Source organism: Leisingera sp. UBA4491 (genome assembly GCF_002388965.1).
In the GTDB taxonomy this organism is placed as follows: Bacteria; Pseudomonadota; Alphaproteobacteria; order Rhodobacterales; family Rhodobacteraceae; genus Leisingera; species Leisingera aquaemixtae.
Genome location: NZ_DGNN01000026.1, coordinates 351,359 through 376,824 on the forward strand (window position 1 = coordinate 351,359; position 25,466 = coordinate 376,824).

Genomic DNA, 25,466 nt, shown 5'->3' on the forward strand with positions numbered 1-25,466 from the left:
TCTTCCTGCCTGGTTATCCCCAGATGGCGGTCACGGCCAGGAACATGGCCGCAGCGCCCAGCATTCCGTCGAACCGGTCGAACAGCCCGCCGTGGCCCGGAATCAGCGCGCTGGAATCCTTGACGCCCATCTTCCGTTTCAGCGCGCTTTCTGCGACATCGCCAGCCTGGCTGGCCATCGACAGCAGCACCGACAGCACCACGATGCCAAAGCCCAGACCCTCTTGCGCGGTAAAGACCGCCCCCACCAGCGCAGCGGCCAGCCAGCCGGCGGCGGTGCCGCTCCAGGTTTTCTTGGGGCTGACCCGCGGCCAGAACTTGGGCCCGCCAATGGCCTTGCCCGCGAAGTAGCCCGCCACATCGGTCGCCACCACGACGCCAATGAGCCACAGCATCCATTCGATCCCCATCTGGCCGCGCAGCCAGATAAAGCCAAAGCCGGCAAACAGCACCCAGATCGCGCAGCCGGAGAAATAATGGCGGTTGCGATCGAACTGGCTGAACCCGGCCGCAACCGGCGCCGCCAGCAAGGGCACCACCCAGATCACCGGCAAGAGGGACGCCAGCAGAACCGCCGCGGCAGAAACCGCGCCGAGCTGCAGCGCAAGGCCGCCGCGGTCCGACGCCAGCATCCGCACCAGTTCCCAGATCATGCCGCCGCAGCACAGCGCGATCACCGCATCAAACACCAGACCGCCGGCCCAGACGGCATAGCCGCCCGCCAGGACCATCACGATGGCCGACAGAACCCGCGGCAGAAGGTCGGCCCAGCGGCCCCTGTCAGCGCTCATGTCTTGACAGCCCCGAACCGGCGCTCGCGGCGGCCATAGCTGCCGCACAGCCGCGCCAGTTCCTCAGCCGTGAAATCCGGCCACAGGGTGTCGATGAACTCATACTCCGCATAGGCCGACTGCCATAGCAGGAAGTTCGAAATCCGCGCCTCGCCGCTGGTGCGGATCACCAGATCCGGGTCCGGCAGCACGTGGGTGTCCAGATAGCGCGGCAGGGTTTCCTCATCGACCTTTTCCGGGTCCAGGCGGCCCTCGGCCACATCCCGCGCCAGCCGCTTGGTGGCGCGGGCCACCTCGTCGCGGCCGCCATAGTTCAGCGCGATGGTCAGCTGGGTGCCGCTGTTGCCTTCGGTCTTGCGCTCCAGCTTGTCCATCAGGTCAATCAGCTTGGCGTCCAGCCGCACCCGGTCGCCGATAAAGCGCACCCGGACGTTCTTTTCCGCCAAGGCATTCATTTCCTTGGAGATATAGCGGCGGAACAGGCTCATCAGACCGGCGACTTCGGTCTGCGTGCGCTTCCAGTTCTCGGTCGAGAAGGCAAAGATGGTCAGGTATTCGACGCCCAGACCTGGGCAGCACTCGACAACTTCACGAACCCGGCGCGCGCCGGCATGGTGGCCGAACAGCCGCGGCCGCCCGCGGGCCTGCGCCCAGCGGCCATTGCCGTCCATGATGATGGCCACATGGCGCGGGCCGGAGCGGGCCGCCGGAACCGGTCCGGCGGGGCTCATCTGCGGATTTGCATCTCCCGGCATAATGCGCCGTCAGACCTGCATGATCTCGGCTTGCTTGGTCTCAAGCGCCTCGTCCACATGCTTGATCATCTTGTCGGTCAGCTCCTGCACCTCGGCTTCCCAGAACTTCTGATCGTCTTCCGACATGCCGTCGGTCTTGGCCTTCTTGATCTGGTCCATGCCGTCGCGGCGGACATTGCGGATCGACACGCGGGCGTGCTCGGCGTACTGGCCGGCCACCTTGGTCAGCTCGCGGCGGCGTTCCTCGTTCAGCTCCGGGATCGGCAGCATGATGATGGTGCCGTTGAGCTGCGGGTTGATGCCCAGGCCGGATTCGCGGATCGCCTTTTCCACCTTTCCGACCAGGCCCTTGTCCCAGACGTTGATGGTGACCATGCGCGGCTCCGGCACGTTGACGGTGCCGACCTGGTTGATCGGCGTCATCGCGCCATAGGCATCCACCATCACCGGCTCCAGCATCGAGGCCGAGGCCCGGCCGGTGCGCAGGGAGGCAAATTCGGTGCGCAGATTGGCCATGGCGCCATCCATGCGGCGTTTCAGATCGTCGGTATCCAGTTCAAATTCATCAGACATGCTGCTCTCTCCCCTTATCTGAGGCGGTCTTCACTTGGCTCATAAGCCATTGGAAGGCTGATGTATAGCGATCATGGGGAGGATTTGCCGCAACTTCCCGCCCAAAGCGGAGCCCCGGCGCCTGCTCCCGCATACCTCCAAATAGCCCGCCCGCCGCGTTTTTCCTGCGATTGCTGCGGCGGCGCGCGGGCAGAATGCGGCCTGCTGGAGCCTGGGCGCAGAGGGTAATTGGCGGCAGGATAAAAAACGCGGGCCAAATCGCTGGCCCGCGTCCGGATTTCATCAAGGCTGCGGGCGCTTAGCCCTGGACCTTGGTGTAGGTCCCCTTGCCCGACAGAATACCGCGGAAGCCGCCCGGCTCATCCAGCGGGAACACGATCAGCGGCAGGTTGTTGTCGCGCGCCAGGGCAATAGCGGAGGCATCCATTACCTTCAGCCGCTTGGCAAAGACATCATCATAGCTGATTTCATCATACCGCACCGCATCGGGGTGCACCTTGGGGTCCTTGTCATAGACACCGTCGACGCCGTTCTTGCCCATGAAGATCGCCTCGCAGGCCATCTCGTTGGCGCGCAGGGTCGCGGCGGTGTCGGTGGTGAAATAGGGGTTGCCGGTTCCGGCCGCAAAGATGCAGACCCGCTTCTTCTCCAAGTGGCGCACGGCGCGGCGGCGGATATAGGGTTCCGCCACTTCATCCATGCGGATCGCCGAGATCACCCGGGTGAAGACGCCCATGCCCTCCAGCGCCGACTGCATCGCCAGCGCGTTCATCACCGTGGCCAGCATCCCCATGTAGTCGGCGGTGGTGCGTTCCATCCCCTGGGCCGAGCCAGAGAGGCCGCGGAAGATGTTGCCGCCGCCGATCACCATGCAGATCTCGACCCCCATGTCGCGCACCGATTTCACCTCGCGGGCGATGCGCTGCACGGTCGGCGGGTGCAGGCCGAACCCCTGGTCGCCCATCAATGCCTCGCCGGAAATTTTCAGCATGACGCGTTTATAGGCGGCGGCCGGATCCAGATCCGGCTTGTCTTGCGGTTGAGGCATGTTGCGCTCCAGAAGATGTGAGGGTTAATTTGCGCGCAAAATGGAGTAATTCGCTGCCGGTTTCAATCCGCGCAGCGCGGTTTCCGCCGAGAATTGCGGAACCGGCCTTGGAAACGGACCGCACCCGCATGACCCTGCCCGACACCGACCCGGATTTGCCTGTGCTGATTGCAGGCCCCACCGCCTCCGGGAAATCCGCGCTGGCGCTGGAAATTGCCGCGCGCCAGGGTGGTGTTATCGTCAACGCCGACGCCAGCCAGCTTTATGACTGCTGGCGGGTGATCACCGCCCGCCCCTCGCCTGAGGAGGAGGCCCGGGCGCCGCACGCGCTGTACGGCCATGTGGCCTATGACGCCGAATATTCCGCCGGCCATTGGCTGCGCGAGGTGCTGCCGCTGCTGGACGGGCCGGAGCGGCCGATTATCGTCGGCGGCACCGGCCTGTACTTTACCGCCCTGACCGAAGGCATGGCCGACATCCCGCCCACACCGGCCGCAGTGCGGGCAGAAGGCGACGCCCTGCCGCTGGAGGTGCTCCGGGCAGAGCTGGACCCCAAAACCGCCAGCCGCATCGACCTGCAGAACCGTGCCCGGGTGCAGCGCGCCTGGGAGGTGCTGAAGGCCACCGGGCGGCCGCTGGCCAGCTGGCAGGACGACACCCCTGCCCCGGCGCTGCCGCTGTCCCGCTGCACCGCAATGGTGCTGAACTCCGGTAAGGACTGGCTGGAGGCCCGCATCCGCAAACGGTTCGGCCTGATGCTGGATCAGGGCGCAATGGCGGAGATTGAGGCGATGCAGGACCGCTACGACCCCGCCCTGCCCTCCTGCAAGGCGATCGGCGTGCCGGAGCTGATGGGCTATGCCCGGGGGCAGCTTACGCTGGCAGAAGCCGAAGAGCGCGCCGCCATCGCCACCCGTCGGTTTGCCAAGCGCCAGCGCAGCTGGTTCCGCGCCCGGATGAAGGACTGGCACCAGGTGGCACTGCCCTAGCCGGGCGCCGCCAACGCGGCGGTTCAGTAAAACCCAAATCAATTTCCGCTTCACTCGGCGGAAACTTGCCAGAATCAGCGTTTTCTGGCCTGTTGCGGCAAATCTTTTTTATGCCCAAGGCAACAGATGCCATTTGATCCAGACTTCTCCGCGGACATTCACGCCGCCCCGTTGGCCAGCCTGAGCCCGGACGGCGCCTGGCAAACCGCCCTGTCGCACAGCCGCAGCGACCACCTGCTGATCTGGATCACCCGCGGACAGGGCCGCATGTGCCTCAATGGCGGGCAGCGCGGGTTCGGACCGCACAGCGCCATCTTCATCCCGGCCGACACGCTGTGGTCCGCCGAATTCTCCCGCCAGTGCCTGGGTCACGTGCTGACAGTGACCGGCCCGCTGCTGCCGCCCTTTCCCGCATCGTCCTGCCATAAGCGCGTCACCAGCCTGCAGGAGCAAACCCGGCTGACCAGCTTGTTCGAGGCAATCAGCCGCGAGCAGTCGGCCCAGGCGCCGTTCTGGCGCCGCGCCGTGCAGGCGCATTGCGAACTGGCCGCCATTTCCCTGCGCCGCCAGCCGGACCCCGGCGGCCGGGCCGCGCGGCAGACGGCGGCGCAGCGCTTGTGCCTGGCCTATTGCCAGCAGGTGGCCGGGTTGCAGGACCGGCAGGCGACCATGGCGGACCATGCCGCAGCGCTGAAGGTGACACCGACACACCTGACCCGGGTCTGCAAGGCCGAAACCGGCAAGACCGCCGCCGCGCTGCTGACCGAGCGTCAGCTGCATTCCGCCCGCAGCCTGCTGATCGCCTCTGACCTGCCCATCCGCGATATCGCCAGCCAGCTGGGCTTCGGAAGCGCCGCCTATTTCACCAGGTTCATCACCCAGCACACCGGCCAGCCCCCCAGCGCCCTGCGCAAAACGGCACGCGCGAAATCCCAATAGGTTGATTCGCCAGCAGATTCTTGCATCTTTGGCGCTTGGCGCTGGAATCCGCCCCCGTACTGGGCAGTTTTGAACAGTATGCCGCCGCATGCCCTTTCCATTCATGAAAACGACGCCGCAAATGTCGTATTTATGCGGTGAAACGGCGAAACAGTGCATTGACGAAAGAGCATATCTCTGCCCGAATACAGCTATGGGGAAACTTTAATCCAAAACGCGCTTCACAAGGCGCTCAGCAAGCCGCTGAGCCGATAGGCGTTTCGCAAGATAATTAAGATCAAACGCTACAACAGGGAGACCTAGATGACCAAAGACACCATCAACGGAGCACCGGTGCATTGGGCCGCCAAAATGCATGCCAAGGAAGTGTTCGAAGGCAAGCTCGACCGCCGCGAATTCCTGACCCGCGCAACCGCGCTGGGGGTCACCGCAACCGCAGCCTATGGCATGATCGGCATGACGGCGCCGGCCAAGGCCGCCGAGGGCATGCAGGACGGCGGCACCCTGCGCGTGCAGATGAGCGTGCGCCCGCTGAAGGACCCGCGCACCTATGACTGGTCGGAAATGGGCAACCAGACCCGCGGCACCCTGGAATACCTGGTTGAGTACAACAACGACGGCTCGTTCAGCCCGATGCTGCTGGAAAGCTGGGAAATCAACGAAGACGCCACCGTTTACACGCTGAATGTCCGTCAGGGCGTCAAGTGGAACAACGGCGACGACTTCACCGCCGAGGACGTGGCCCGCAACATCGAAGGCTGGTGCGACAAGTCGGTTGAGGGCAACTCCATGGCCGGCCGTTTCGGCACCCTGATCGACGAGGCCTCCGGCAAGGCCGTGGAGGGCGGCATCGAAGTGATCGACGGCCATACCGTGAGGCTGAACCTGCCGTCCTCAGACATCTCGCTGATTGCCGGCATGTCCGACTATCCGGCGGCCGTCGTGCACTCCAGCTACCAGAACGACGACTTCCTCTCCAACGTGGGCACCGGCCCGTACCTGCTGAGCGAGCTGGAAGTGGGTGTGAAGGCCACGCTGGAACGCAACGCCGATCACGCCTGGTGGGGCGAGTCCGTCTTTGGCAAGCCCGCCCTGGACCGCATCGAATACATCGACTTCGGCACCGACCCGTCGTCATGGATGGCGGCGCTGGAATCCGACGAAGTCGATATGCTGCATGAATCCGTGGGCGAATTCATCGACGTTCTGGACGGCCTTGGCTATCAGAAATCCGAGGTTGTCACCATGGCAACCCTGGTGATCCGCCCGAACCAGCTGGCGGAAATCGACGGCAAGAAACCCTACGCCGACAAACGCGTCCGCAAGGCCATCCAGATGGCCGTGGACAACGCTGTCTGCCTGGAGCTGGGCTATGGCGGCCGCGGCGAGCCGGCCGAAAACCACCATGTCGGCCCGATCCACCCGGAATACGCGGAACTGCCGCCGCTGCAGGCCGATCCCGAAGCCGCCCGCGCGCTGATGGAAGAGGCCGGCATGATGGACTTTGAGCACGAACTGCTGTCCATCGACGACGACTGGCGCCGCAATACCACCGACGCGGTGGCAGCGCAGATGCGCGATGCCGGGTTCAAGGTGAAGCGGACGGTTCTGCCGGGCTCGACCTTCTGGAACGACTGGGTGAAGTATCCGTTCAGCTCCACCAACTGGAACCACCGTCCGCTGGGCGTTCAGATCTGGGCGCTGGCCTATAAATCGGGTGAGGCATGGAACGAATTCGGCTGGTCCAACCCCGAGTTCGACGCGCTGCTGACCGAAGCGCTGTCCATCGCCGACGCCGACAAGCGCCGCGAGATCGCCAAGAAGGGCGAGATGCTGATCCAGGAGGAAGGCGTCACCATCCAGCCCTACTGGCGCTCGCTGTACCGCCATCTGCGTGAAGGCGTCGCCGGAGCCGACATGCACATCGCGTTTGAGCATCACCACTACAAGTGGGGCTGGGCCGCCTGAAAGGCGCCCCGGACCGCTCCGGCCTCCTGCACCGCCCCGCCCGGGGCGGTGCGCTCCAGCTAAGACGATAAGAGACCCGCGCCTGCAACCGGGTCCGATCCGCCAGACTGACAGGGGACCCCATGGGACTTTTCATTCTCCGACGCTCGGGCGTGATGCTGCTGACGGCCCTGTGCCTGACGTTCATCGTGTTTTTCCTGACGAACCTCTACCCGAACCTCGAAAAACTCGCCAAGACCCAGGGCAATTTCCGGATGTCGGACGAAGCTGTGGCCAGCTGGCTGGACGCCAACGGCTATGGCGGCTCCATGGTCTCGAAGTACGGCCAGTGGCTCGGCGTGCTGCCGGGCTGGACCCGGGAAACCGAAAAAGGCGTGACCGGCCGCTGCATCACCGGCACCGCCAGTGCCGAACAGGCCGCCGAAGCGCCAACCTTCTGCGGCATTCTGCAGGGCGACTGGGGCTATTCCACACGGTTCAAGGATGAAGTCTCCGACATCATCTCCGAACGTCTCGGCAACACCGGGCTGCTGATGTTCTGGGTGCTGATGCTGATGGTGCCCTCGGCGCTGCTGATCGGCGTTCTGGCCGGGATGCGCGAGGGCACGGCCACCGACCGCACCCTGTCCACCGCGTCGATCCTGACCACGGCGACGCCGGAATATGTCTCCGGCGTGATCTTCATCGCTGTCTTCACCTCCTCCACAGTCGGGCTGAAATGGTTCAAGGGCACCGCCACCTCGGCGATGGACAACCCGAATTTCGAAAACTTCTTCCTGCCGGTGCTGACCATTGCGCTCTACGGCATGGGATACATTGCCCGGATGACCCGCGCCTCGATGACCGAAGTGATGACCGCGCAATATATCCGCACCGCGCGCCTCAAGGGGGTGAGCTTTCACAACATCGTTCTGAAGCATGCGCTGAGGAACGCGCTGATCGCCCCCTTCACCGTCATCATGCTGCAGTTCCCCTGGCTGCTGAACGGCGTGGTGATCGTCGAGACCCTGTTCAACTACAAGGGCTTCGGCTGGGTTCTGGTGGAAGCGGCGGGCAACAACGACATCGAACTGCTGCTGGCCGTCTCCGTGGTCTCAGTTGTCGTGGTGCTGGTCACTCAGCTGATTTCCGACATCGGCTATGTGTACCTGAACCCGCGTATCCGGATCTCTTGAGGAAGGCAGCTGAGCATGGAACCCCTTGGTTTTTTTGAAATCGCCCTGCGGATCATCTACCAGCTGTCGCCGGTCTGGATTTCGATGGTGATCCTGTTTGCCCTCTCGATCGGCTTCAAGCGGCGGCTGGGCCTGTACGGCAAGCTGTTTGACAGCCCCATCGGCATGATCGGCTTTGCGCTGGTGATGTTCTGGGTGTTCACCGGCATCTACGGCGCCATGGACATGATCGTCACCCACGACCCGCTGTCCCAGGTCTCGGGCATGAAGAACAAGCTGCCCGGCACCCCGGTGCCCGGCGCCGGCGAAGGCGAATACCCGTACTATCTGCTGGGTGGCGACAACCTGGCCCGCGATGTCTTCAGCCGCCTGGTAAAAGGCGCCTGGGAAGTCATCAAGATCGCCCCGATGGCCGCGGTTTTTGCCTTTATGGTCGGCATCACCCTGGGCCTGCCCGCGGGCTATTACGGCGGCAAGCTGGACACGTTCCTGTCCTTTGCGGCGAACCTGATCCTGGCGTTCCCGGTGATCCTGCTGTTCTACCTGCTGGTGACGCCCGAGATCGTGGCCACCGGCGTGCCGAACTATATGGCGATCGTTCTGTTCATCTTCCCGATCATCTTTGTCGGGGTGCTGCTGAATTCGCGCTATTACACCCGCCCCAAGCTGCGCAACTGGCTGCTGCCGGTCGTGCTTGGCACCATCATCTGGTTCTACCTGCAGCTGGTCTCCAATGGCGGCTACCTGATCAACACGCCGGAATATGCCATCTGGGGCCTGCCCCGGGCGATGGATATGTTCGACATCCCCGGCGGCATCCTGGTGGTGTTCGTGTCGGTGGTCTTCGTCAACTCGCCCACGGTGTTCCGCATCGTGCGCGGCCTGACCCTGGACATCAAAACCCGCGACTATGTGGCTGCCGCCCAGACCCGCGGCGAGGGCCCCTGGTACATCATGCTGTGGGAGATCCTGCCCAACGCCCGCGGGCCGCTGATCGTCGATTTCTGCCTGCGCATCGGCTATACCACCATCCTCCTGGGCACCTTGGGCTTCTTCGGCCTTGGCCTGCCGCCGGAAAGCCCGGACTGGGGCTCGACCATCAATGACGGGCGCAAGCTGTTGTCGATCTACCTGCACCCGGCCCTGCCGCCCGCCTTCGCGCTCCTGACGCTGGTTCTGGGGTTGAACCTGCTGGCCGACGGCCTGCGCGAAGAGAGCCTGAAAGACTGATCCGAACCGGCGGGACCGGGGGCCAGCCCCCGGACCCCCGGGATATTTGAGGCCAGAAGAAAGCGATCCGGTTCCTTCCAGCCTCAACAGGGAGACGAAAACATGACCAAAATGGCAGACTATAACGGCCCGATCCTGGAAATTGACAAACTGTCGATCTCCTTTTTCACCCGGCTGCGCGAAATCCCCGCGGTGATGGACTTCTCCGTGGCGGTGCAGCCGGGCGAGGCCGTGGGCCTGGTCGGCGAAAGCGGCTGCGGCAAATCCACTGTGGCGCTGGGGGTGATGCAGGACCTGGGCAAGAACGGCCGCATTGTCGGCGGCACCATCAAGTTCAAGGGCCGCGATCTGAGCGAGATGAGCGCCGAGGAGCTGCGCGGCATCCGCGGCAACGAGATCGCGATGATCTATCAGGAGCCGATGGCCTCGCTCAACCCGGCGATGAGGATCGGCAAGCAACTGATGGAAGTGCCGGTGATCCACGAGGGCGTCAGCGAAAAGGAAGCCTATCAGCGCGCCCTTGAGGTGGTCACAGACGTGCGCCTGCCCGACCCGGAGCGGATTCTGAACTCCTTCCCACACCAGCTGTCGGGCGGCCAGCAGCAGCGCATCGTGATTGCAATGGCGCTGATGTCGAAACCCTCGCTGCTGATCCTGGATGAGCCCACCACCGCGCTGGACGTGACGGTGGAGGCCGCAGTGGTCGAGCTGGTCAAGGACCTGGGCAAGAAATACGGCACCTCGATGCTGTTCATCAGCCACAACCTCGGCCTGGTGCTGGAGACCTGCGACCGTATCTGCGTGATGTATTCCGGCGAGGCGGTGGAGCGCGGCTCGATCCACGATGTCTTTGACGAGATGCAGCACCCCTATACCCAGGCACTGTTCCGCTCGATCCCGCTGCCCGGCGCCGACAAGAATGCGCGCCCCCTGGTGGCGATCCCGGGCAACTTCCCCCTGCCCCACGAGCGCCCGCCCGGCTGCAACTTCGGCCCCCGCTGCGACTATTTCGAGGAGGGCCGCTGCGACGCGGACCGGGTGATCCCGATGGCGCCGGTGCATGGAAACGACCGGCATGAAACCCGCTGTCTGCGGTTCGAGGAAATTGACTGGAACGCGCCGCTGACCCTAGCGGATCAGAAAGAGAAGATGCCACCCGGCAAGGTGATCCTGAAGATGGAGAACCTCAAGAAATATTATGAGGTTGCCGCCAATGCGCTGTTCGGCGGCGGCGAAAAGAAGGTGGTGAAGGCCAACGAGACGCTGAGCTTCGAGGCGCGCGAATCCGAAACCCTCGCCATCGTCGGCGAATCCGGCTGCGGCAAATCCACCTTTGCCAAAGTGCTGATGGGGCTGGAAACCGCAACCGAGGGCCAGATCCTGCTGGACAACCGCAACATCGAGCAGATCCCGATCGAGGAGCGCGACACCAAGACGATCTCCGACGTGCAGATGGTGTTCCAGAACCCGTTCGACACGCTGAACCCGTCGATGACCGTCGGCCGCCAGATCATGCGGGCGCTGGAGATTTTCGGTGTCGGCGGGTCCGAGGCCGAACGGCGCCGCAGGATGCTGGAGCTTCTGGACTTGGTGAAGCTGCCGCGCGCCTTTGCCGACCGGATGCCGCGGCAGCTGTCCGGCGGCCAAAAGCAGCGCGTCGGCATCGCCCGTGCCTTTGCCGGCGGCGCCCGCATCGTGGTAGCGGACGAACCCGTCTCGGCGCTGGACGTGTCGGTGCAGGCTGCCGTCACCGACCTGTTGATGGAGATCCAGCGCAAGGAAAAGACCACGCTTCTGTTCATCTCGCACGACCTGTCAATCGTGCGCTACCTGTCGGACCGGGTGATGGTGATGTATCTCGGCCATGTGGTGGAGCTGGGCACCACCGATCAGGTCTTTGCGCCGCCTTACCACCCCTACACCGAGGCCTTGCTGTCGGCGGTGCCGATTGCCGACACCTCGGTCGTGAAGGAGCACATCGTGCTGGAGGGCGATATCCCCTCGGCCATGAACCCGCCGCCGGGCTGCCCGTTCCAGACCCGCTGCCGCTGGAAGTCCGAAGTGCCGGGCGGTTTGTGCGAACGCGAGGTGCCGCCGGTGCGCCAGCTGGGCGGCGGCCATCAGGTCAAGTGCCACCTGAGCGACGAGGTGCTGGAACGGATGAAACCGGTGATCAAGGTCGCTGCGGAGTAAACTCCGGCGGCAGGTGCCGTGCATAAAACAGCGCCGCGGCCTGGGCTCAGGCGGCGGCGCTTTCTGTTGCGGCAGACCGCAACCCGGTCCCCGGCAGAGCCGCGTTCAGGCGGCGTCCGGCACCAGCCTGCCGGTTTTGGCGGCATTCCGGTCCCATTGCTGCCACTGGTCAATCCACGCCTGCCCGCCCAGGGCCTCCTTGAGCGGCTCCAGCTGCGCTTCATACCGCCGCCATTTTTCCAGCCCCGCGGTATTGATGCTGTCGCGCACCTGCATCAGCGAGGCCGTCCGCACGGCGCGTGTGTTCTGTTCCGGGGAGAGGCAGTCCTCCTCCCACTCCAGGCCTGCATGCTGCAGGACGGACCGGATCTGCGCTTCGGGCCCGGTCACCAGCGCCTCGAAGGATTGCACCCGCAGCGTCTCTCCCAGCTTTGCCTGGTAGTCGAGAAGTGAACCGTACACGCAGCGGGTCATATGGCCGATCCACTCCAGCCGGGAGGAATACCAGTGGCCGGCCCCGAAGTTCATGGTGAAAATCGACAGCCCGGCGTCCAGAGGGTGGCGCGACAGGAACAGGAACCTGGCGTTGGGGAGCAGGAAGTGCGCCAGCCCCATTTCAAAACAATTGAGCGGCATCTTGTCGACCACAACCGCAGCATCCGGTCTGCCCATGGGAAAGGCGTTGTGCAGAAACAGCGTGCGGAACTGCTCCAATTCTTCACGGCCTAGCCGCCCCAGCCAGTTCCACCAGCCGGTATCGCCATACCGCCCGGCTGCATACCGGCGCACCGCGGCCGCGGTTTTGGACAGCGCCTCGCTCTCGCCGATGCTGTCGATTTGCGAGTGCCGCGTCAGGCAGGTTTCCAGCAGCGTTGTGCCGCTGCGCGGCAAACCGGTCACAAACAGCATACGGGGCGCGTCAGCAGCCTCGCCGCAGGCGGAACCGGTCCAGTCCGCCGCCAGTTGCGCGTGCAGCCGCGCGTCCTGGAAGGCGTGATCATAGCCGGTTTCGGTCAGGGCGTTGGCCTGGGCATAGTGGTCAAACGCGGTTGCCGGGGCGCCGGCCCGGTCCTCAATCACGCCCAGTGCGAAATGCGACAGGATCCGGTCGCGCTGAGAAGCACCGGTGTTCTGCACCGCCGCCCGCAACCGGGCGGCTGCGCTGCTATCGCTGGCGAAAGGTTCCAGCCGGTTCCGGGCCGCAAGCAGCCCCACGTCGCCCGGAGCCTGGCTGAGAGCCTGCTCAAACGCCTGCACGGCCCCGGCCTTGTCGCCGCTGGTGGCCCGGACGGCCGCAAGTTTGCCCCAGGCCTGCGGCAGTGCCGGATTGCTGTCCGCAAGCAGTTCAAGCAGCCGCACGGCGGTCTGGCTGTCCCCGATTTCCAGGTAGCAGGTGGCCGTGAGGTCCAGCACCCGGACATTCGACGGATCCTGCCGCAGCAAGACCAAAAGCAGCTGCAGTGCCTTGCCGTATTTCCCAGCCTTGGCCAGTTCACTGGCAGTCTCCAGAGCGCCGGCGCCGTGCTGCGCGGAAGTGTTATGCATTAAGGGCTGGTTCATCCTGGCTCCACGGTTTCCGCTGGTGCCGAGAACCATAGCGAAGCGCCGTGAAGATGCGGTAAACACACCGCGCGCCCCCCCCCTAGGCAACGCAAAACCCCATGCGCGGCGCGGCGGCGGCGGCGCATGGGGTTCCACAGAACTCTCCCACGCCCGCAGGGGACGTTACGGTCAGCTCCAGAGAACCATCATGATCATCAGCAGGTTCATCGAGGCAAATTGCATCAGCCGCGGTGCCTGCTGCCCCTTGACGGCAGCAAACAGGGCGCCCGGCACCGACGCTGCCAGTCCGGCCAGCGCCAGGCTGCCGCCGATCGCGCCCGCCAGCCCGGTGCCCGGCCCCCAGGGTGAACCGGGCAGCACCATGCCCTTGAGACCCACGCCGATCACAAGCCCCGTCACCGCGCCAGCCAGGCTCAGGACGGCGCTGCGCGGCTGCCGCGGCTGCCGGCTGCCCAGAACGCTGTCGACCACTTTACGCGTGGGCACCGCGCTCGGCTGCCAGTCAACCCGGTCAATGCGGTCGTCGAAGCCGTTGATATACAATGCATTCCCTCCTGAACCTGCCGCCAGATTCACGAAAAATTAAGGCAAATGCATGACGTCCCGTTGGAGTTAACGGGGCATTAAGAATAGTTATCCACAGATTAACCCGCGGGCAAAGATAATCCAGGCCGCGCCCGTGCGGCCGCGCAGGCAGCCTTAGCTGCCCCAGATCTTCTTCACATAGTTCTGGGTTTCCTTGTAAGGCGGCACGCCGCCGTGTTTCACCACCGCGTCCGGCCCGGCGTTATAGGCCGCCAGCGCCAGCCGCCAGGAGCCGAACTTGCGAAACTGCCGCGCCAGGTAGCGGGCGCCGCCGTCCAGGTTCTGCTTCGGCACCGCCGGGTTGACCCCCAGCGCCCGCGCCGTGGCAGGCATCAGCTGCGCCAGCCCCAGCGCCCCCTTGTGCGATTTGGCATTCGGGTTCCAGTTGCTCTCCTGCTGCACCAGGCGCAGGAACAGGTCTTCGGGCACGCCATGCTGGCGGGCGGCATCGCGCGCCATGTCCAGATACTGCCCGCGGTACTTGCCGCTATACGGCAGCGTGCCCGCGGCAGAGGGGATCCCATAGGTCTGCGGCTGCAACCGGGCGGAGTTCTTGTACTGCGCCGCCGCGCGGCCATCCAGCACACGGGTATGGGCGGCGAACAGGTCCCGCCGGTTTTTCGTGCTAAGAACCTCGGCCGCCACTGGCTGCCCTGCCCCGACAACCGCGATCACCAACCCCGCAACGGCTTTGCGCATTTCCGCTGTCCTGATACTGTCCCACTGCGCGCAATATACCCAATGCGAAACAAAATTAAAGCAACACCGGCGCAAACCGCCGTAAATCCGGCCGCCGTGCTGCCGAAAGCATCCACAGATGCCTGCTTTTCACCCTGGTCATGGGGCTATACTGTCGCCGGAACGCAGCGGGGCCGGATTCGAGCCCTGCCGCTGCTGGACAAGACGATCAGAAACTAAAGGACGGAACCCTATGGCCGGCTCACTCAATAAAGTCATGCTTATCGGCAACCTGGGCCGCGACCCCGAGGTGCGCAGCTTCCAGAACGGCGGCAAGGTCTGCAACCTGCGCATTGCCACTTCGGAAACCTGGAAGGACCGCAACACCGGCGAGCGCCGCGAAAAGACCGAATGGCACTCCGTCGCGGTCTTCAGCGAAGGCCTGGTGCGGGTATGCGAGCAGTATCTGCGCAAGGGCTCCAAGGTCTATGTCGAAGGCCAGCTGCAGACCCGCAAGTGGCAGGACCAGAGCGGCCAGGACCGCTACTCGACCGAGATCGTGCTGCAAGGCTTCGGCTCCACCCTGACCATGCTTGACGGCCGCGGCGAAGGCGGCGGCGGCGGCGGCCAGGGCGGTGGCAGCTATGGCGGCGGCGGCCAGGGCGGCGGCTACGGCGGCGGCTATGACAGCGGGTCCCAAGGCGGCGGCAGCGGCGGCGGCAGTGGCGGCGGCTACGGCGGCGGCGCCTCCCACAATATAGACGACGACGAAATCCCCTTCTAAACGCGCGTCAGCAGAACCCAACAGCAAAGCCCCCAGGCCCCGAGCCTTGGGGGCTTTTCGAATTATCACCGTGCTTTTCGACGATTTAACGATTTGCGCAGGGGCGTTTTTCTTCCGGTGAACGGCCTGCCCCCCTCTTCAGCGCGGCCGCAGAATGCGCCTTCGGCCTGTCGGCTTCCATACTTTTCCCAATGAATCCAATCCCCTAATCTGCGCGCACCGCCCGGCCGCCTGCGGCCGCCGGTGCCGGTTCCAGGCGGCTTTGCCGCGTATCCTGCCCTGCCCTCAAAGTAGCCGAATATTAAGGGAGGTCCTGCATGGTGAGCACAACCAAAGCGATACATGTGCAACAAGGGTTCAAGTTATGGGTATGCGTTTTCTCCAGCACCTGTCGATAAAGGTGAAGATCACCATGCTGTTGGCGGCGCCGCTGCTTCTCAGCCTCTGGTTTGTGGGCAACAAACTGCTGGAGCTGTACGAGCGGGCACAGGTGAATACCACGCTGGCGGGTGAGCTGCTGGAAAGCACCAGCAGCCTGGTCCATACACTGCAGGTCGAGCGCGGGATGAGCGCCGGCTATCTCGGCGGGGACTCCACGGTGATGCCGGAGGCGCTGATTAAGATCCGGCAGCAGAATGACGAAGCAATGGCCGACTTTCTCACCCGTCTGGAGGGCGTCGACCGCGACGGCCTGAACAGCGAAGCCCTGCAGTCCATTCGCGTTGTGCAGACTGAGCTGGCCCGGAAAAAAGAGGTCCGCCAGCAAATCGCCAGCCGCTCTCTGCCAGTGCGCGCCGCGGTTGACTATTACACCGCGCTGAACACAGCGCTGATCCAGGCCGGGCTTTCCGTTGCACAAACAATCGACAACACCGGGATTGCGCAAAATGCGGTCGCCCTGTCGATTTTTCTGCGCGCCAAGGATGCGGCCGGGCTGGAGCGGGCTGCCGGTGCTGTGGGCTTTGCCAATGATTGGGCTCCGGTCAACTTCCAGAACTATGTTGCAGCCAATGAACGCTACAAAGAGCGGATGAGCCGCTACCTGGATTTTGCCACTACCGGCGACCGCAACGCTGTCGCGGAAATGAACGGGCTGCCGGAGGTCAAGAAGTTCAACGCGCTGCGTGAGGCGGTGCTGACCGGCGGCGACATTGCAGGCGAAACCTCAAAATCCTTCTTTGACACTGCGACCGGTCTTCTGAAGGTTCTGCGCAGCCGGGAAACCCAGCTGATTGCGGACCTGAAGGCCGGCATGGCCGCCTACGACACCAATAACAAGGTGGCGCTTACCCAAATGGCAATCTTTGCCGGGCTCTTGCTGGCCGGTGTCCTGATCCTCGGCCTGGTGATCGCGCGCGACATGACCAGCGGCCTGTCGGTTCTGAACAAGGCGTTGAAACAGCTCGCCAGCGGCGATGCCGACGCCGAAGTTTCCGGCGCCAGCCGCCGGGACGAGATCGGCGAGGTTGCCCGCAATGTGGTCGATCTGCGCACCGTGACTCAGCAGAAACAGGAGGAGGAAACCAGGGCCGAAAAGGAGCGCCGAGAGGAAATCCTGGGCGTGGCCCGCCGTATCGGCGCCGCCCTGATGGATCTTCAGAACAAGCGGCTGGACAACCCGATCAAGGAATTCTTCCCCGTCGAGTTCAAATCGATCCGGATGGACTTCAATGACTCTCTGAAAGCGCTGAGCGGAGCGGTCTCTTCCATCGGCGAACTGACCAGCAGCGTCGACGAAAGCACCAAGTCGATTGCCGAAGCGTCGATGGATCTGGCGCACCGCACCGAGGCGGAATCGGCGACGCTGGAAAAGACCACCCATGCGATGCGCGAGCTGACCGCCAGCGTGCAGCATTCAGCGGAAAACGCAGACCGTGCCGAACGGCTGGCCGACAGCGCCCAAAGCGGCGTTGCATCCTGCGACCAGGTGGTGAAGAACACCATCGTGGCGATGGACAAGCTGCAGGAGTCCTCGCAGGAAATCTCGCAGATCACCAAGGTGATCCAGGATATCGCCTTCCAGACCAACCTGCTGGCGCTGAATGCAGGTGTCGAGGCGGCGCGGGCCGGCGAAGCGGGCCGCGGCTTTGCGGTGGTCGCCAGCGAGGTGCGCATGCTGGCGCAGCGCTGTGCCGACGCGGTGCAGCAGATCGACGAACTGACCGCGCGCAGCTCCGAGCAGGTCAAGAACGGCGCCGCGCTTGTCGATCAGGCCGGCCAGGCAATGTCCAGCGTGAACGAGCAGGTCGGGGAGATTTCCAACCTGGTCGTTGAGATCGCCGGCAATATCAAGGAGCAGTCGGTGCAGATGGGCGACGTCAACACTGCCGTCGGAGAACTGGAAGTGATGGCGCAGCAGAATGCCGCCATGGCCGAGCAGACCACCGCCGCCACCACCTCCTTGTCCGAGCAGGCGCAGGAACTGCGGGAGCTTGTCACCCAGTTCACCGTGCCGCAGGCGTCCGGGCCGCTGGATGCGCTCCCCCGCCCGTCAAACGGGGCCGCGCCGCACAGGGCTATCGACTTTGACGACGACCGGACCGGCTATGACCCCGGCAGCGCCGCGGCCTGAGACGGTCCGCCGCCGCTGGCGGTAAAAAAATCAGGGCAGCCGCAACGGCTGCCCTGATTGCGTATCCTGTCTCAGCGGGCTCATCCCGCCGGTCAGGCTCCGGCGCTGCGCAGCACCGACAGCACTTGGTCCGGCGGCACGTCGCCAGTCACGAAGGCCTCGCCGATGCCGCGCGCCAGGATGAACCGCAGCTGGCCCGCGACCACCTTCTTGTCTTGGCCCATCAGCTCCAGCAGCGCCTCGGCGCCCGGCAGCTCGCCGGGGATATCCGCCAGATCGGTCTTCATCCCCATAGCCTTCAGATGCGCCCGCACCCGGCTCGGGTCCTCCTGCGAACACAGGCCCAGCTTCGCCGACAGCTCAAACGCCAGCGCGCAGCCGATGGCCACGCCTTCGCCGTGCAGCAGCCGGTCCGAATACCCGGTCGCCGCCTCCAGCGCGTGACAGAAGGTATGGCCGAGGTTCAGCAGCGCCCGGTCGCCCTGCTCGGTCTCGTCGCGCACCACGATATCCGCTTTCATCTGCACCGAGCGCGCCACCGCCTCGACCCGCGCCGCCACATCACCTTCGGCCAGCGCCGGGCCGTTGTCCTCGAGCCAGGCAAAGAATTCGGCATCTCCCAGCAGGCCGTATTTCACCACTTCGCCATAGCCGGACAGGAAATCGCGCGGCTGCAGCGTCTCCAGCACCGAAGTGTCGGCCAGCACCAGCGAGGGCTGATGGAAGGCGCCGATCAGGTTCTTGCCCTGCGGCGCGTTGATGCCGGTTTTGCCGCCGACCGAGCTGTCGACCTGGGCTAAAAGCGAGGTCGGGATCTGCACGAAGCGCACCCCGCGGCGCAGCACGGCGGCGGCGAACCCCGCCAGGTCGCCGATCACCCCGCCGCCAAAGGCGACAACCACGTCGCCCCGCTCCACCTTCTGCTCCAGAAGCCACTCCACCGACCGGGTGAATTGCGGCCAGCCCTTGGTCGCCTCGCCCGGCGGCAGCGCCAGCGCAGTCATTTCCACCCCGGCAGCCGCCAGCCCGGCACGCAAGGCGTCCAGATGCTTCTCCGCCACGGTCTCGTCGGTCAGCACCGCCACCTGCGGCCGTTTCAGCAGCGGCTTGATCCGCTCGCCTGCCTGCGCCAGCAGCCCGGGCCCGATCACCACGTCATAGGCGCGTTCGCCCAAGGGCACGTGAACCGTGCGTTCCATCATTTCCACTCCAGTACGTCGGGGCGTGCCTTCAAGGCGTCGAGCACGCGGTCAACCATGGTTTCGATCGCAGCCTGGCCGTCGGAGGCAACGGTCAGGTCGGCCTTGGCATAAAGCGGCACCCGCTGCTCGTACAGGCCCCTGAGCGTCGCATAGGGGTCGGCGGTGCGCAGCAGCGGCCGGGTGTCGCGGTGGCGGACCCGGTTCCACAGCACATCAAGGCCGGCATCCAGCCAGACAGAGACCCCCTTGGCGGTGATCACTTCGCGGTTTTCCTGCGCCAGGAAGGCGCCGCCGCCGGTCGACAGCACGCCGCGCTCCTCCTCCAGCAGGCGGGCAATCACCTGCCGCTCCTTCTGGCGGAAAAACGGCTCACCGTCGCGGGCGAAGATCTCCGGGATGGTCATGTTGGCAGCGGCCTCGATTTCATGGTCGCTGTCCAGAAAGGGCACATTCAGCCGGGCCGCCAGCGCCCGCCCCACAGCGGTCTTGCCGGCGCCCATCATCCCCACCATCACGATGGTTTTCTTCAGTTTCCCAGGCGCCGGGCCTGCTGCCTTCTGGCCGCTGATTTGCTCTTTTTCGCTCATTCTTCAGTGAATGACGTGATCTTGCGCAAAAGGGAATATATAACTTGGTCAAAAGAGCAGGAAACAGGCATTGGACACGTTATGGGGCGATTGATTAAGTATCTGGTCTATTTGGTACTTCTCGCCGGGATCGGGCTGGTCGGCTACGCCTATGTCGGGCCGTGGTTCGGCGCCGATTTCCGCGCGCCCAGCACCGAAGTGCGCAAGCCGGTGGTGCTGAATGCGGATTAAAGCGGCTGCCGCAGGGGTTATGATGGCAGGCAGTGCCCTCGCCAATGAGCCCCTGGCAGCGATCGACTGGCTGAACCAGCCGCTGCCGCGCAGCGGGCTGCCCGGCACCGTGCTGCTGGAGCCGCCGGTCTCGGGCACTGCCACGGTGCCGCCGGTCTCTGTCACCCCGCTGGAGGCACTTAAGCCGCCCGTCGGGCTGGTGCCGGCCGCGGCCACCGGGCTGCCGCCGGACATGTGGCGCGGCAGCAGTGCGGATGACATCGCCCAGCTGATCGAAACCGTGCCGGTGCGCGGCAGCGCGGCAATGCAGGCGCTGCTGTTCACGCTGCTGCTGTCCGAAAGCCGCCCGCCCGCCGAGTCCAGCGACCGGATTCTGCTGGCCCGGCTGGACCGGCTGCTGGCGCTGGGGGCTGCGGACCCGTCGCAGGCGCTGGCGGAGCACGCAGGCCCCGCCGCCAGCAAGGAACGCTTTGCCCGCTGGTTCAACGCCACGCTGCTGACCGGCAGCGAGGATGGCTCCTGCAAGGCGCTTGCCGCCGCGCCGCATCTGGCGGACAGCTATGACGCCAGGATCTTCTGCGCCGCGCGGCGCGGCGACTGGCCGACCGCGGCACTGATGCTGGAGACCGCCCACGCGCTGGAGCTGCTGCCAAAGGAGCGGATGGATCTGCTGGACCGGTTCCTGAACCCCGACCTGTTCGAGATGGCGCCGCCGCTGAGCCACCCCGCGCAGCCGGACCCGCTGGCGTTCCGCCTGTTCGAAACCATTGGCGAGCCGATGCCCACGGCGCCGCTGCCGCCGGCCTTTGCCGCGGCGGACCTGCGCGACATTGCCGGCTGGAAGGCGCAGCTGGAGGCGGCAGAACGGCTGGCCCGCGGCGGTGCGCTGAACCCCAATCAGTACCTTGGCCTGTTCAGCGACCGCAAACCGGCCGCGTCGGGCGGCATCTGGGACCGGGTGGCCGCGGTGCAGAAGCTGGAGCACGACCTGAATTCCGGCGACGCCGGCGCGCTGGCCGCCTCCCTGCCCCGCGCCTGGGAGGCGATGCAGCAGGCGGGCACCGAAACCGTCTTCGCCGACCTCTTTGCGGAACCGCTGGCCCGGGCAGAGCTGACCGGCGCGGAAGAGGCGCTGGCCTGGCGCATCCGCCTGCTGTCGCCGCTATATGAGCTTGCCGCGGATGACACCCCTGCGGCGGGTGCCTTGGAACAGTTCCTGGCAGCCCTCGCCCGCGGACGCCCCGGCGATGCCCCGGCCCCGTCGCCGCTGGCCGAAGCCATCGCGCTGGGGTTTGCCGCTGAACCGCCGGTTCCGGACAGGATCCGGCAGCTCTTGGACAACGGGCAGCTGGGCGAGGCGATCCTGCGCAGCATGGTGCTGTTTGCGCAAGGCTCCGACGGCAACCTGGGCGATCTGACCGCGGCGCTCGCCGCTTTCCGCGCTGTCGGGCTGGAGGACACCGCCCGGCGCGCCTCGCTCCAGCTGATGCTGCTGGAGCGGCAGTGACATGCCTGCCCCCGCTGCGAATTTCCAATGGATTTCCACTTTTCTCGATGCCCAGGCCGCAGAGACCGGCGCCTCGCAGAACACGCTCCTGGCCTATGGCCGCGATCTCAAGGACCTGACCGGCTGGCTGGAGCACCGCTCGCTGGATTTCAGCACCGCCTCCCAGGACGATATCGAGGCCTATCTGATCAGTTGCGACGCGCAAGGCCTGGCCCGCTCCACCCGGGCGCGGCGGCTGTCGGCGGTCAAGCAGATCTACCGTTTCGCCTTTGAGGAAGGCTGGCGGCAGGACAACCCCGCCATCCAGATCCGCGGGCCGGGACGCGAAAAAAGGCTGCCGAAAACGCTGGAGGTGATCGAGGTCGACCGCCTGCTGGACGCTGCCCGCCAGACCGGCCGCAGCGAGGCCGACCGGCTGCGCAATACCTGCCTGATGGAGCTGCTTTATGCCACCGGGATGCGGGTGACAGAGCTGGTCTCGCTGCCGGTCTCCGCCGCCCGCGGCGACCCGCGGATGCTGTTGATCCTGGGCAAAGGCGGCAAGGAACGCATGGTGCCGCTGTCGCCGCCCGCCCGCGAGGCGCTGGCGCAGTGGCTGCTGGTGCGCGACGCAGCGGAGGACGAACGAGAGCTGAAGGGCAATCCGGCCTCGCGGTTCCTGTTCCCCTCGCGCGGCAAATCCGGCCACCTGACCCGGCACCGGTTCTATCTGCTGATCAAAGAGCTGGCCGTGACCGGAGGCGTTTCGCCGGATAAGGTGACGCCGCACACCCTGCGTCATGCGTTTGCCACCCATCTGCTGGCCAATGGCGCCGACCTGCGCGCCATCCAGGCGCTGCTGGGGCACGCGGACATTGCCACCACCGAGATCTACACCCATGTGCTGGACGCCCGGCTGCAGGAACTGGTGCTGGAGCATCACCCGCTGGCCAAGCGCGGCTGACGGCGCCCGCAGAACTTGAAGCGCCGTCTCTAAGACCCCATAACTACGGGGAACATTCAACCGATCGGATCTCTGGACCTCTCATGGACACCGCCACCACAGTACTCGACAGCGCCTTTTGGACCACTGCCGGGGCCATCGTGCTGCTGCTTGTGCTTTCCGGCTTCTTTTCAGGCTCGGAAACTGCGCTGACCGCCGCCTCGCGCGGGAAGCTGCGCAGCCAGGCCGACAAGGGCTCCCGCGGCGCTCAACTCGCGCTCAAGATTACCGAAGACAACGAACGGCTGATCGGCTCGGTGTTGCTGGGCAACAACCTGGTCAACATCCTTGCAGCCTCGCTCGCCACGGCGCTGTTCACCCGCGCCTTCGGCGAGGGCGGCGTGGCGCTCGCGACTGTGGTGATGACCCTTCTGGTGCTGATCTTTGCCGAGGTGCTGCCCAAGACTTACGCCATTTCCAACTCTGAAAAGGCCGCCGCCGCCGTCGCCCCGGTGATCGGCTTCCTGGTCACGGTGCTGTCGCCGGTGGTCGGCACCGTGCGGCTGCTGGTGCGCGGCGTGCTGCGCATCTTCGGGGTCCGGATCGACCCGGACAGCCACATCATGGCGGTGCGCGAAGAGATTGCCGGCGCCCTGCACCTGGGCCATTCCGAAGGCGTTGTTGAGAAAGAGGACCGCGACCGCATCCTGGGCGCGCTGGATCTGTCCGACCGCTTTGTCGAGGAAATCATGCTGCACCGCTCCAACATCGAGATGATCGACGCGGATGCGGAGCCGGAAACCATTCTGGAACAATGCCTGCAAAGCCAGCACACCCGCCTGCCGGTGTTCCGCGGCGAGCAGGAAAACATCATCGGCGTGGTCCACGCCAAGGATCTGTTCCGGACGATGTACACCGAGGCCGGCGGCGCCGGCGGCGACACCGGACGGCTCAAATCCTTTGACATCACCGAGGTCGCCAAAGCCCCCTATTTCGTGCCGGAAACCACCACACTGGACGAGCAGATGCGCCAGTTCCTGCGGATGCGCTCGCACTTCGCGCTGGTGGTGGATGAATACGGCGCCCTGCAGGGGCTGATCACGCTGGAAGATATTCTGGAAGAGATCGTCGGCGAGATCACCGACGAATTCGACCCGGACGAGGAGAGCATCGTCAAAAAGACGCCTGACGGCTCCTACCTGGTTGACGGTGCCGCCACCATCCGCGACGTGAACCGCGCCACCGAATGGAACCTGCCGGATGACGAGGCCAACACCATTGCCGGCCTGGTGATCCACGAGGCGCAGATGATCCCCACCAAGGGTCAGGTGTTCTCCTTCCACGGCTTCCGCTTCGAGGTGACCGAGCGGGAGGGCAACCGGGTCACCGGGCTCAGGATCCGGCCCCTGTCATGATCTCCGGAATGCGTCCCGGCATCTGTCAGGTGCAGCCGTGACGCGTGCGGCGGCGCTGGCCTGGAATGGCTTTGACAGGGTTGTGCTGGAGCTGTTCCGGCAGCTCCGCTGGTCCTTCCTGCCGCCGCTGCTGATCTATTTCGCCTACGGCGCGCAGGGCATCACCACCGTCGCCGCCTCGTTTTTCGTCAAGGAATACCTGGACTTCTCCGCCGCCTTTCTGGCGGGGCTGGCGTTCTGGGTGGGCCTGCCCTGGGCGCTGAAAATGCCGCTGGGGCATCTGGTCGACCTGATCTGGCGCTGGAAATACCTGCTGATCCTTGCCGGTGCCGGGCTGATGGCCGGCAGCTACGGCATTCTGGCCGCGATGGTGCTGGAGCCGCAGATGATGGGCGCGCTGATGCCGCTGGGGGCCTGGTATGTCACCGCCGCGCTGCTGGCCCCCTGCGGGTTCGTGCTGCAGGACGTGGTGGCCGACGCGATGTCGGTCGAGGCGGTGCCCCACACCGACGCCCGCGGCAATCCCCTGCCCGAGGCCGAGACCAAATCCCTGCACACCACCATGCAGACCTTCGGGCGCATCGCGCTGATCGGCGGCTCCAGCGCTGCCGCCGCCTTGAACGTCGCCCTGTTTGACGGTGCCGGCGCGCTGCCGCAGCCGGAGAAGGGCGCGCTTTACGGCTTTGTCTTCACCCTCGCCCTGCTGATCCCGGTGATCTCGCTGTCTGGTGTGGCGCTGGCGATCTGGCAAAAGTGGCGCAAGGCTGCGCGGCTGCGCCGGGCTGGTGTCGCGGAGCATGAGATCCGCAGCCGCATCGAACTCCCGCGTGAGCCGGTTGCGCCGAACTATTGGTATTTCATCGGCGGCGGCGCCTTTGTTGCGCTGTCGCTGGCCGTGGGTCTGGGCGATGTGCCTTATTCGCAGGAAATCGTCTTTGCCGGCTCCATGGCCATCGTGCTGTTCCTGATGCGCCAGCTGGTGGCGGTGCTGCCCACCGACCAGGCCCGCGCCCTGATCGGCACCGCCATCATCATCTTTGTCTACCGCGCCACGCCCCTGCGCGGCCCTGGCGCCACCTGGTTCGAGATCGACGTGCTGGGATTTGATCAGCAATTTCTGTCGGTCCTGTCCCTTATCACCTCGCTGCTGACGCTGGCGGGCATGCTGATCTTCCGCCCGATGATGGCCAGCCGCCCGATTGCCTGGATCGTTGTATTTCTGGCGATCACCGAGGCCGTCCTCAGCCTGCCCAACATCGCGCTGTATTACGGCGCCCACCACTGGACCGCTGCGATGACCGGCGGCGTGGTCGATGCCCGCTTCATCGCCATTGTCGACACCGCGGTCGAATCCCCGCTGGGCCAGGTCGCGATGATCCCGATGCTCGCCTGGATCGCCCGCAACGCGCCCTCGGGGCTCAAGGCCACCTTCTTTGCGGTCATGGCCTCCTTCACCAATCTGGCGCTTTCCGCCTCCAGCCTGGGCACGAAATACCTGAACCAGATCTTTGTGGTGACGCGAGAGGTGACAGATTCGGCTGGCGCCATCACCACGCCCGCCGACTATTCCCAGCTGGGCATGCTGCTGATCACCGTTGGCGTGATCCTCCTGGCCGCGCCGCTCACCGCGATTTTCATCATCCAGAACAGCCGCTTCCGTACATCAGAATAACCCTGCAGCCGCCCGCCCATTGTGCGGCGTCACGCAGGGCGGTTTTTCTTCTGGACTACTGTTCACTTCTGTACAGAATGCAGGAAAC

At 65.0% G+C, this 25,466-nt stretch carries 22 protein-coding genes; 13 read left to right on the forward strand and 9 right to left on the reverse strand.

All coding sequences use genetic code 11. The features are described 5' to 3' along the window. Nucleotides 1–13: 13 nt before the first annotated feature. The 4 genes from B2P87_RS15270 to pyrH form a co-directional block, all read right to left on the reverse strand. The gene (locus B2P87_RS15270; RefSeq protein WP_141890195.1) at nucleotides 14–790 is read right to left on the reverse strand and encodes a phosphatidate cytidylyltransferase; all 777 of its coding nucleotides are present in this window, start codon (nucleotides 788–790) and stop codon (nucleotides 14–16) included. Beyond that, nucleotides 787–1,545, reverse strand: coding sequence for an isoprenyl transferase (locus tag B2P87_RS15275; RefSeq protein WP_058286746.1), 759 nt, complete (start codon nucleotides 1,543–1,545; stop codon nucleotides 787–789). Before B2P87_RS15275 ends, B2P87_RS15270 begins: the two co-directional genes overlap by 4 nt. Nucleotides 1,546–1,554: 9 nt before the next feature. Next, nucleotides 1,555–2,118, reverse strand: coding sequence for a ribosome recycling factor (gene frr, locus B2P87_RS15280; RefSeq protein ID WP_058286745.1), 564 nt, complete (start codon nucleotides 2,116–2,118; stop codon nucleotides 1,555–1,557). A 298-nt stretch (nucleotides 2,119–2,416) separates the two neighbouring features. Beyond that, entirely contained in the window at nucleotides 2,417–3,166 is a 750-nt protein-coding gene (gene pyrH / locus B2P87_RS15285; RefSeq protein WP_058286744.1) for a UMP kinase, read from the reverse strand. 128 nt (nucleotides 3,167–3,294) lie between these two features. Here pyrH and miaA point away from each other — a divergent pair, with 128 nt between their 5' ends. From miaA to B2P87_RS15315, 6 genes are all read left to right on the forward strand, one after another. After that, entirely contained in the window at nucleotides 3,295–4,155 is an 861-nt protein-coding gene (gene miaA, locus B2P87_RS15290) for a tRNA (adenosine(37)-N6)-dimethylallyltransferase MiaA (protein WP_141892064.1), read from the forward strand. A 126-nt stretch (nucleotides 4,156–4,281) separates the two neighbouring features. Continuing rightward, complete coding sequence (locus B2P87_RS15295; protein ID WP_141890194.1) at nucleotides 4,282–5,094, forward strand: helix-turn-helix transcriptional regulator; 813 nt, start codon at nucleotides 4,282–4,284, stop codon at nucleotides 5,092–5,094. A gap of 303 nt (nucleotides 5,095–5,397) precedes the next feature. Beyond that, nucleotides 5,398–7,062 (forward strand): ABC transporter substrate-binding protein, encoded by a 1,665-nt coding sequence (locus tag B2P87_RS15300; RefSeq protein ID WP_141890193.1) that lies wholly within the window; start codon nucleotides 5,398–5,400, stop codon nucleotides 7,060–7,062. Nucleotides 7,063–7,184: 122 nt separating this feature from the next. After that, a complete protein-coding gene (locus B2P87_RS15305) occupies nucleotides 7,185–8,237 on the forward strand; it encodes an ABC transporter permease (RefSeq protein ID WP_058286741.1) in 1,053 nt (350 codons plus the stop codon). 15 nt (nucleotides 8,238–8,252) lie between these two features. Next, entirely contained in the window at nucleotides 8,253–9,467 is a 1,215-nt protein-coding gene (locus B2P87_RS15310; protein WP_058286740.1) for an ABC transporter permease, read from the forward strand. Between the two features lie 102 nt (nucleotides 9,468–9,569). Then, entirely contained in the window at nucleotides 9,570–11,660 is a 2,091-nt protein-coding gene (locus tag B2P87_RS15315) for an ABC transporter ATP-binding protein (RefSeq protein ID WP_058286739.1), read from the forward strand. Nucleotides 11,661–11,765: 105 nt separating this feature from the next. On the opposite strand, the gene B2P87_RS15320 is transcribed toward B2P87_RS15315, so the two are convergent. From B2P87_RS15320 to B2P87_RS15330, 3 genes are all read right to left on the reverse strand, one after another. Further along, nucleotides 11,766–13,220 (reverse strand): tetratricopeptide repeat-containing sulfotransferase family protein, encoded by a 1,455-nt coding sequence (locus B2P87_RS15320; RefSeq protein WP_286852855.1) that lies wholly within the window; start codon nucleotides 13,218–13,220, stop codon nucleotides 11,766–11,768. Between the two features lie 171 nt (nucleotides 13,221–13,391). After that, nucleotides 13,392–13,766 (reverse strand): hypothetical protein, encoded by a 375-nt coding sequence (locus tag B2P87_RS15325; RefSeq protein ID WP_058286737.1) that lies wholly within the window; start codon nucleotides 13,764–13,766, stop codon nucleotides 13,392–13,394. Between the two features lie 156 nt (nucleotides 13,767–13,922). Continuing rightward, a complete protein-coding gene (locus tag B2P87_RS15330; RefSeq protein WP_141890191.1) occupies nucleotides 13,923–14,507 on the reverse strand; it encodes a lytic transglycosylase domain-containing protein in 585 nt (194 codons plus the stop codon). Between the two features lie 232 nt (nucleotides 14,508–14,739). Here B2P87_RS15330 and ssb point away from each other — a divergent pair, with 232 nt between their 5' ends. Together ssb and B2P87_RS15340 are read left to right on the forward strand one after the other, a co-directional pair. Further along, nucleotides 14,740–15,270, forward strand: a complete 531-nt coding sequence (gene ssb / locus B2P87_RS15335) for a single-stranded DNA-binding protein (protein ID WP_058286735.1) — start codon at nucleotides 14,740–14,742, stop codon at nucleotides 15,268–15,270. A gap of 370 nt (nucleotides 15,271–15,640) precedes the next feature. Further along, nucleotides 15,641–17,842, forward strand: coding sequence for a methyl-accepting chemotaxis protein (locus tag B2P87_RS15340; protein ID WP_167510248.1), 2,202 nt, complete (start codon nucleotides 15,641–15,643; stop codon nucleotides 17,840–17,842). Nucleotides 17,843–17,934: 92 nt separating this feature from the next. Here the strand turns inward: B2P87_RS15340 and aroB are convergent, their stop codons facing one another. Then, nucleotides 17,935–19,041, reverse strand: coding sequence for a 3-dehydroquinate synthase (aroB, locus tag B2P87_RS15345; RefSeq protein WP_141890189.1), 1,107 nt, complete (start codon nucleotides 19,039–19,041; stop codon nucleotides 17,935–17,937). After that, nucleotides 19,041–19,631: a shikimate kinase gene (locus B2P87_RS15350; RefSeq protein ID WP_058286733.1), complete on the reverse strand. Its 591-nt coding sequence runs from the start codon at nucleotides 19,629–19,631 to the stop codon at nucleotides 19,041–19,043. Before B2P87_RS15350 ends, aroB begins: the two co-directional genes overlap by 1 nt. 81 nt (nucleotides 19,632–19,712) lie before the next feature. Here B2P87_RS15350 and B2P87_RS15355 point away from each other — a divergent pair, with 81 nt between their 5' ends. The 5 genes from B2P87_RS15355 (at nucleotide 19,713) to B2P87_RS15375 (ending at nucleotide 25,378) form a co-directional block, all read left to right on the forward strand. Then, entirely contained in the window at nucleotides 19,713–19,862 is a 150-nt protein-coding gene (locus B2P87_RS15355) for a hypothetical protein (protein WP_008553546.1), read from the forward strand. Between the two features lie 22 nt (nucleotides 19,863–19,884). Next, nucleotides 19,885–21,369 carry a hypothetical protein gene (locus tag B2P87_RS15360; protein WP_244940797.1) on the forward strand — a complete coding sequence of 495 codons (1,485 nt, stop codon included), beginning with the start codon at nucleotides 19,885–19,887 and terminating at the stop codon, nucleotides 21,367–21,369. 1 nt (nucleotide 21,370) lies between these two features. Then, nucleotides 21,371–22,312 carry a site-specific tyrosine recombinase XerD gene (locus B2P87_RS15365; protein ID WP_141890187.1) on the forward strand — a complete coding sequence of 314 codons (942 nt, stop codon included), beginning with the start codon at nucleotides 21,371–21,373 and terminating at the stop codon, nucleotides 22,310–22,312. A gap of 83 nt (nucleotides 22,313–22,395) precedes the next feature. Next, nucleotides 22,396–23,706, forward strand: a complete 1,311-nt coding sequence (locus B2P87_RS15370; protein ID WP_058286730.1) for an HlyC/CorC family transporter — start codon at nucleotides 22,396–22,398, stop codon at nucleotides 23,704–23,706. 37 nt (nucleotides 23,707–23,743) lie between these two features. Further along, nucleotides 23,744–25,378: a folate/biopterin family MFS transporter gene (locus B2P87_RS15375; protein WP_141890186.1), complete on the forward strand. Its 1,635-nt coding sequence runs from the start codon at nucleotides 23,744–23,746 to the stop codon at nucleotides 25,376–25,378. The last annotated feature ends 88 nt before the right edge of the window (nucleotides 25,379–25,466 follow it).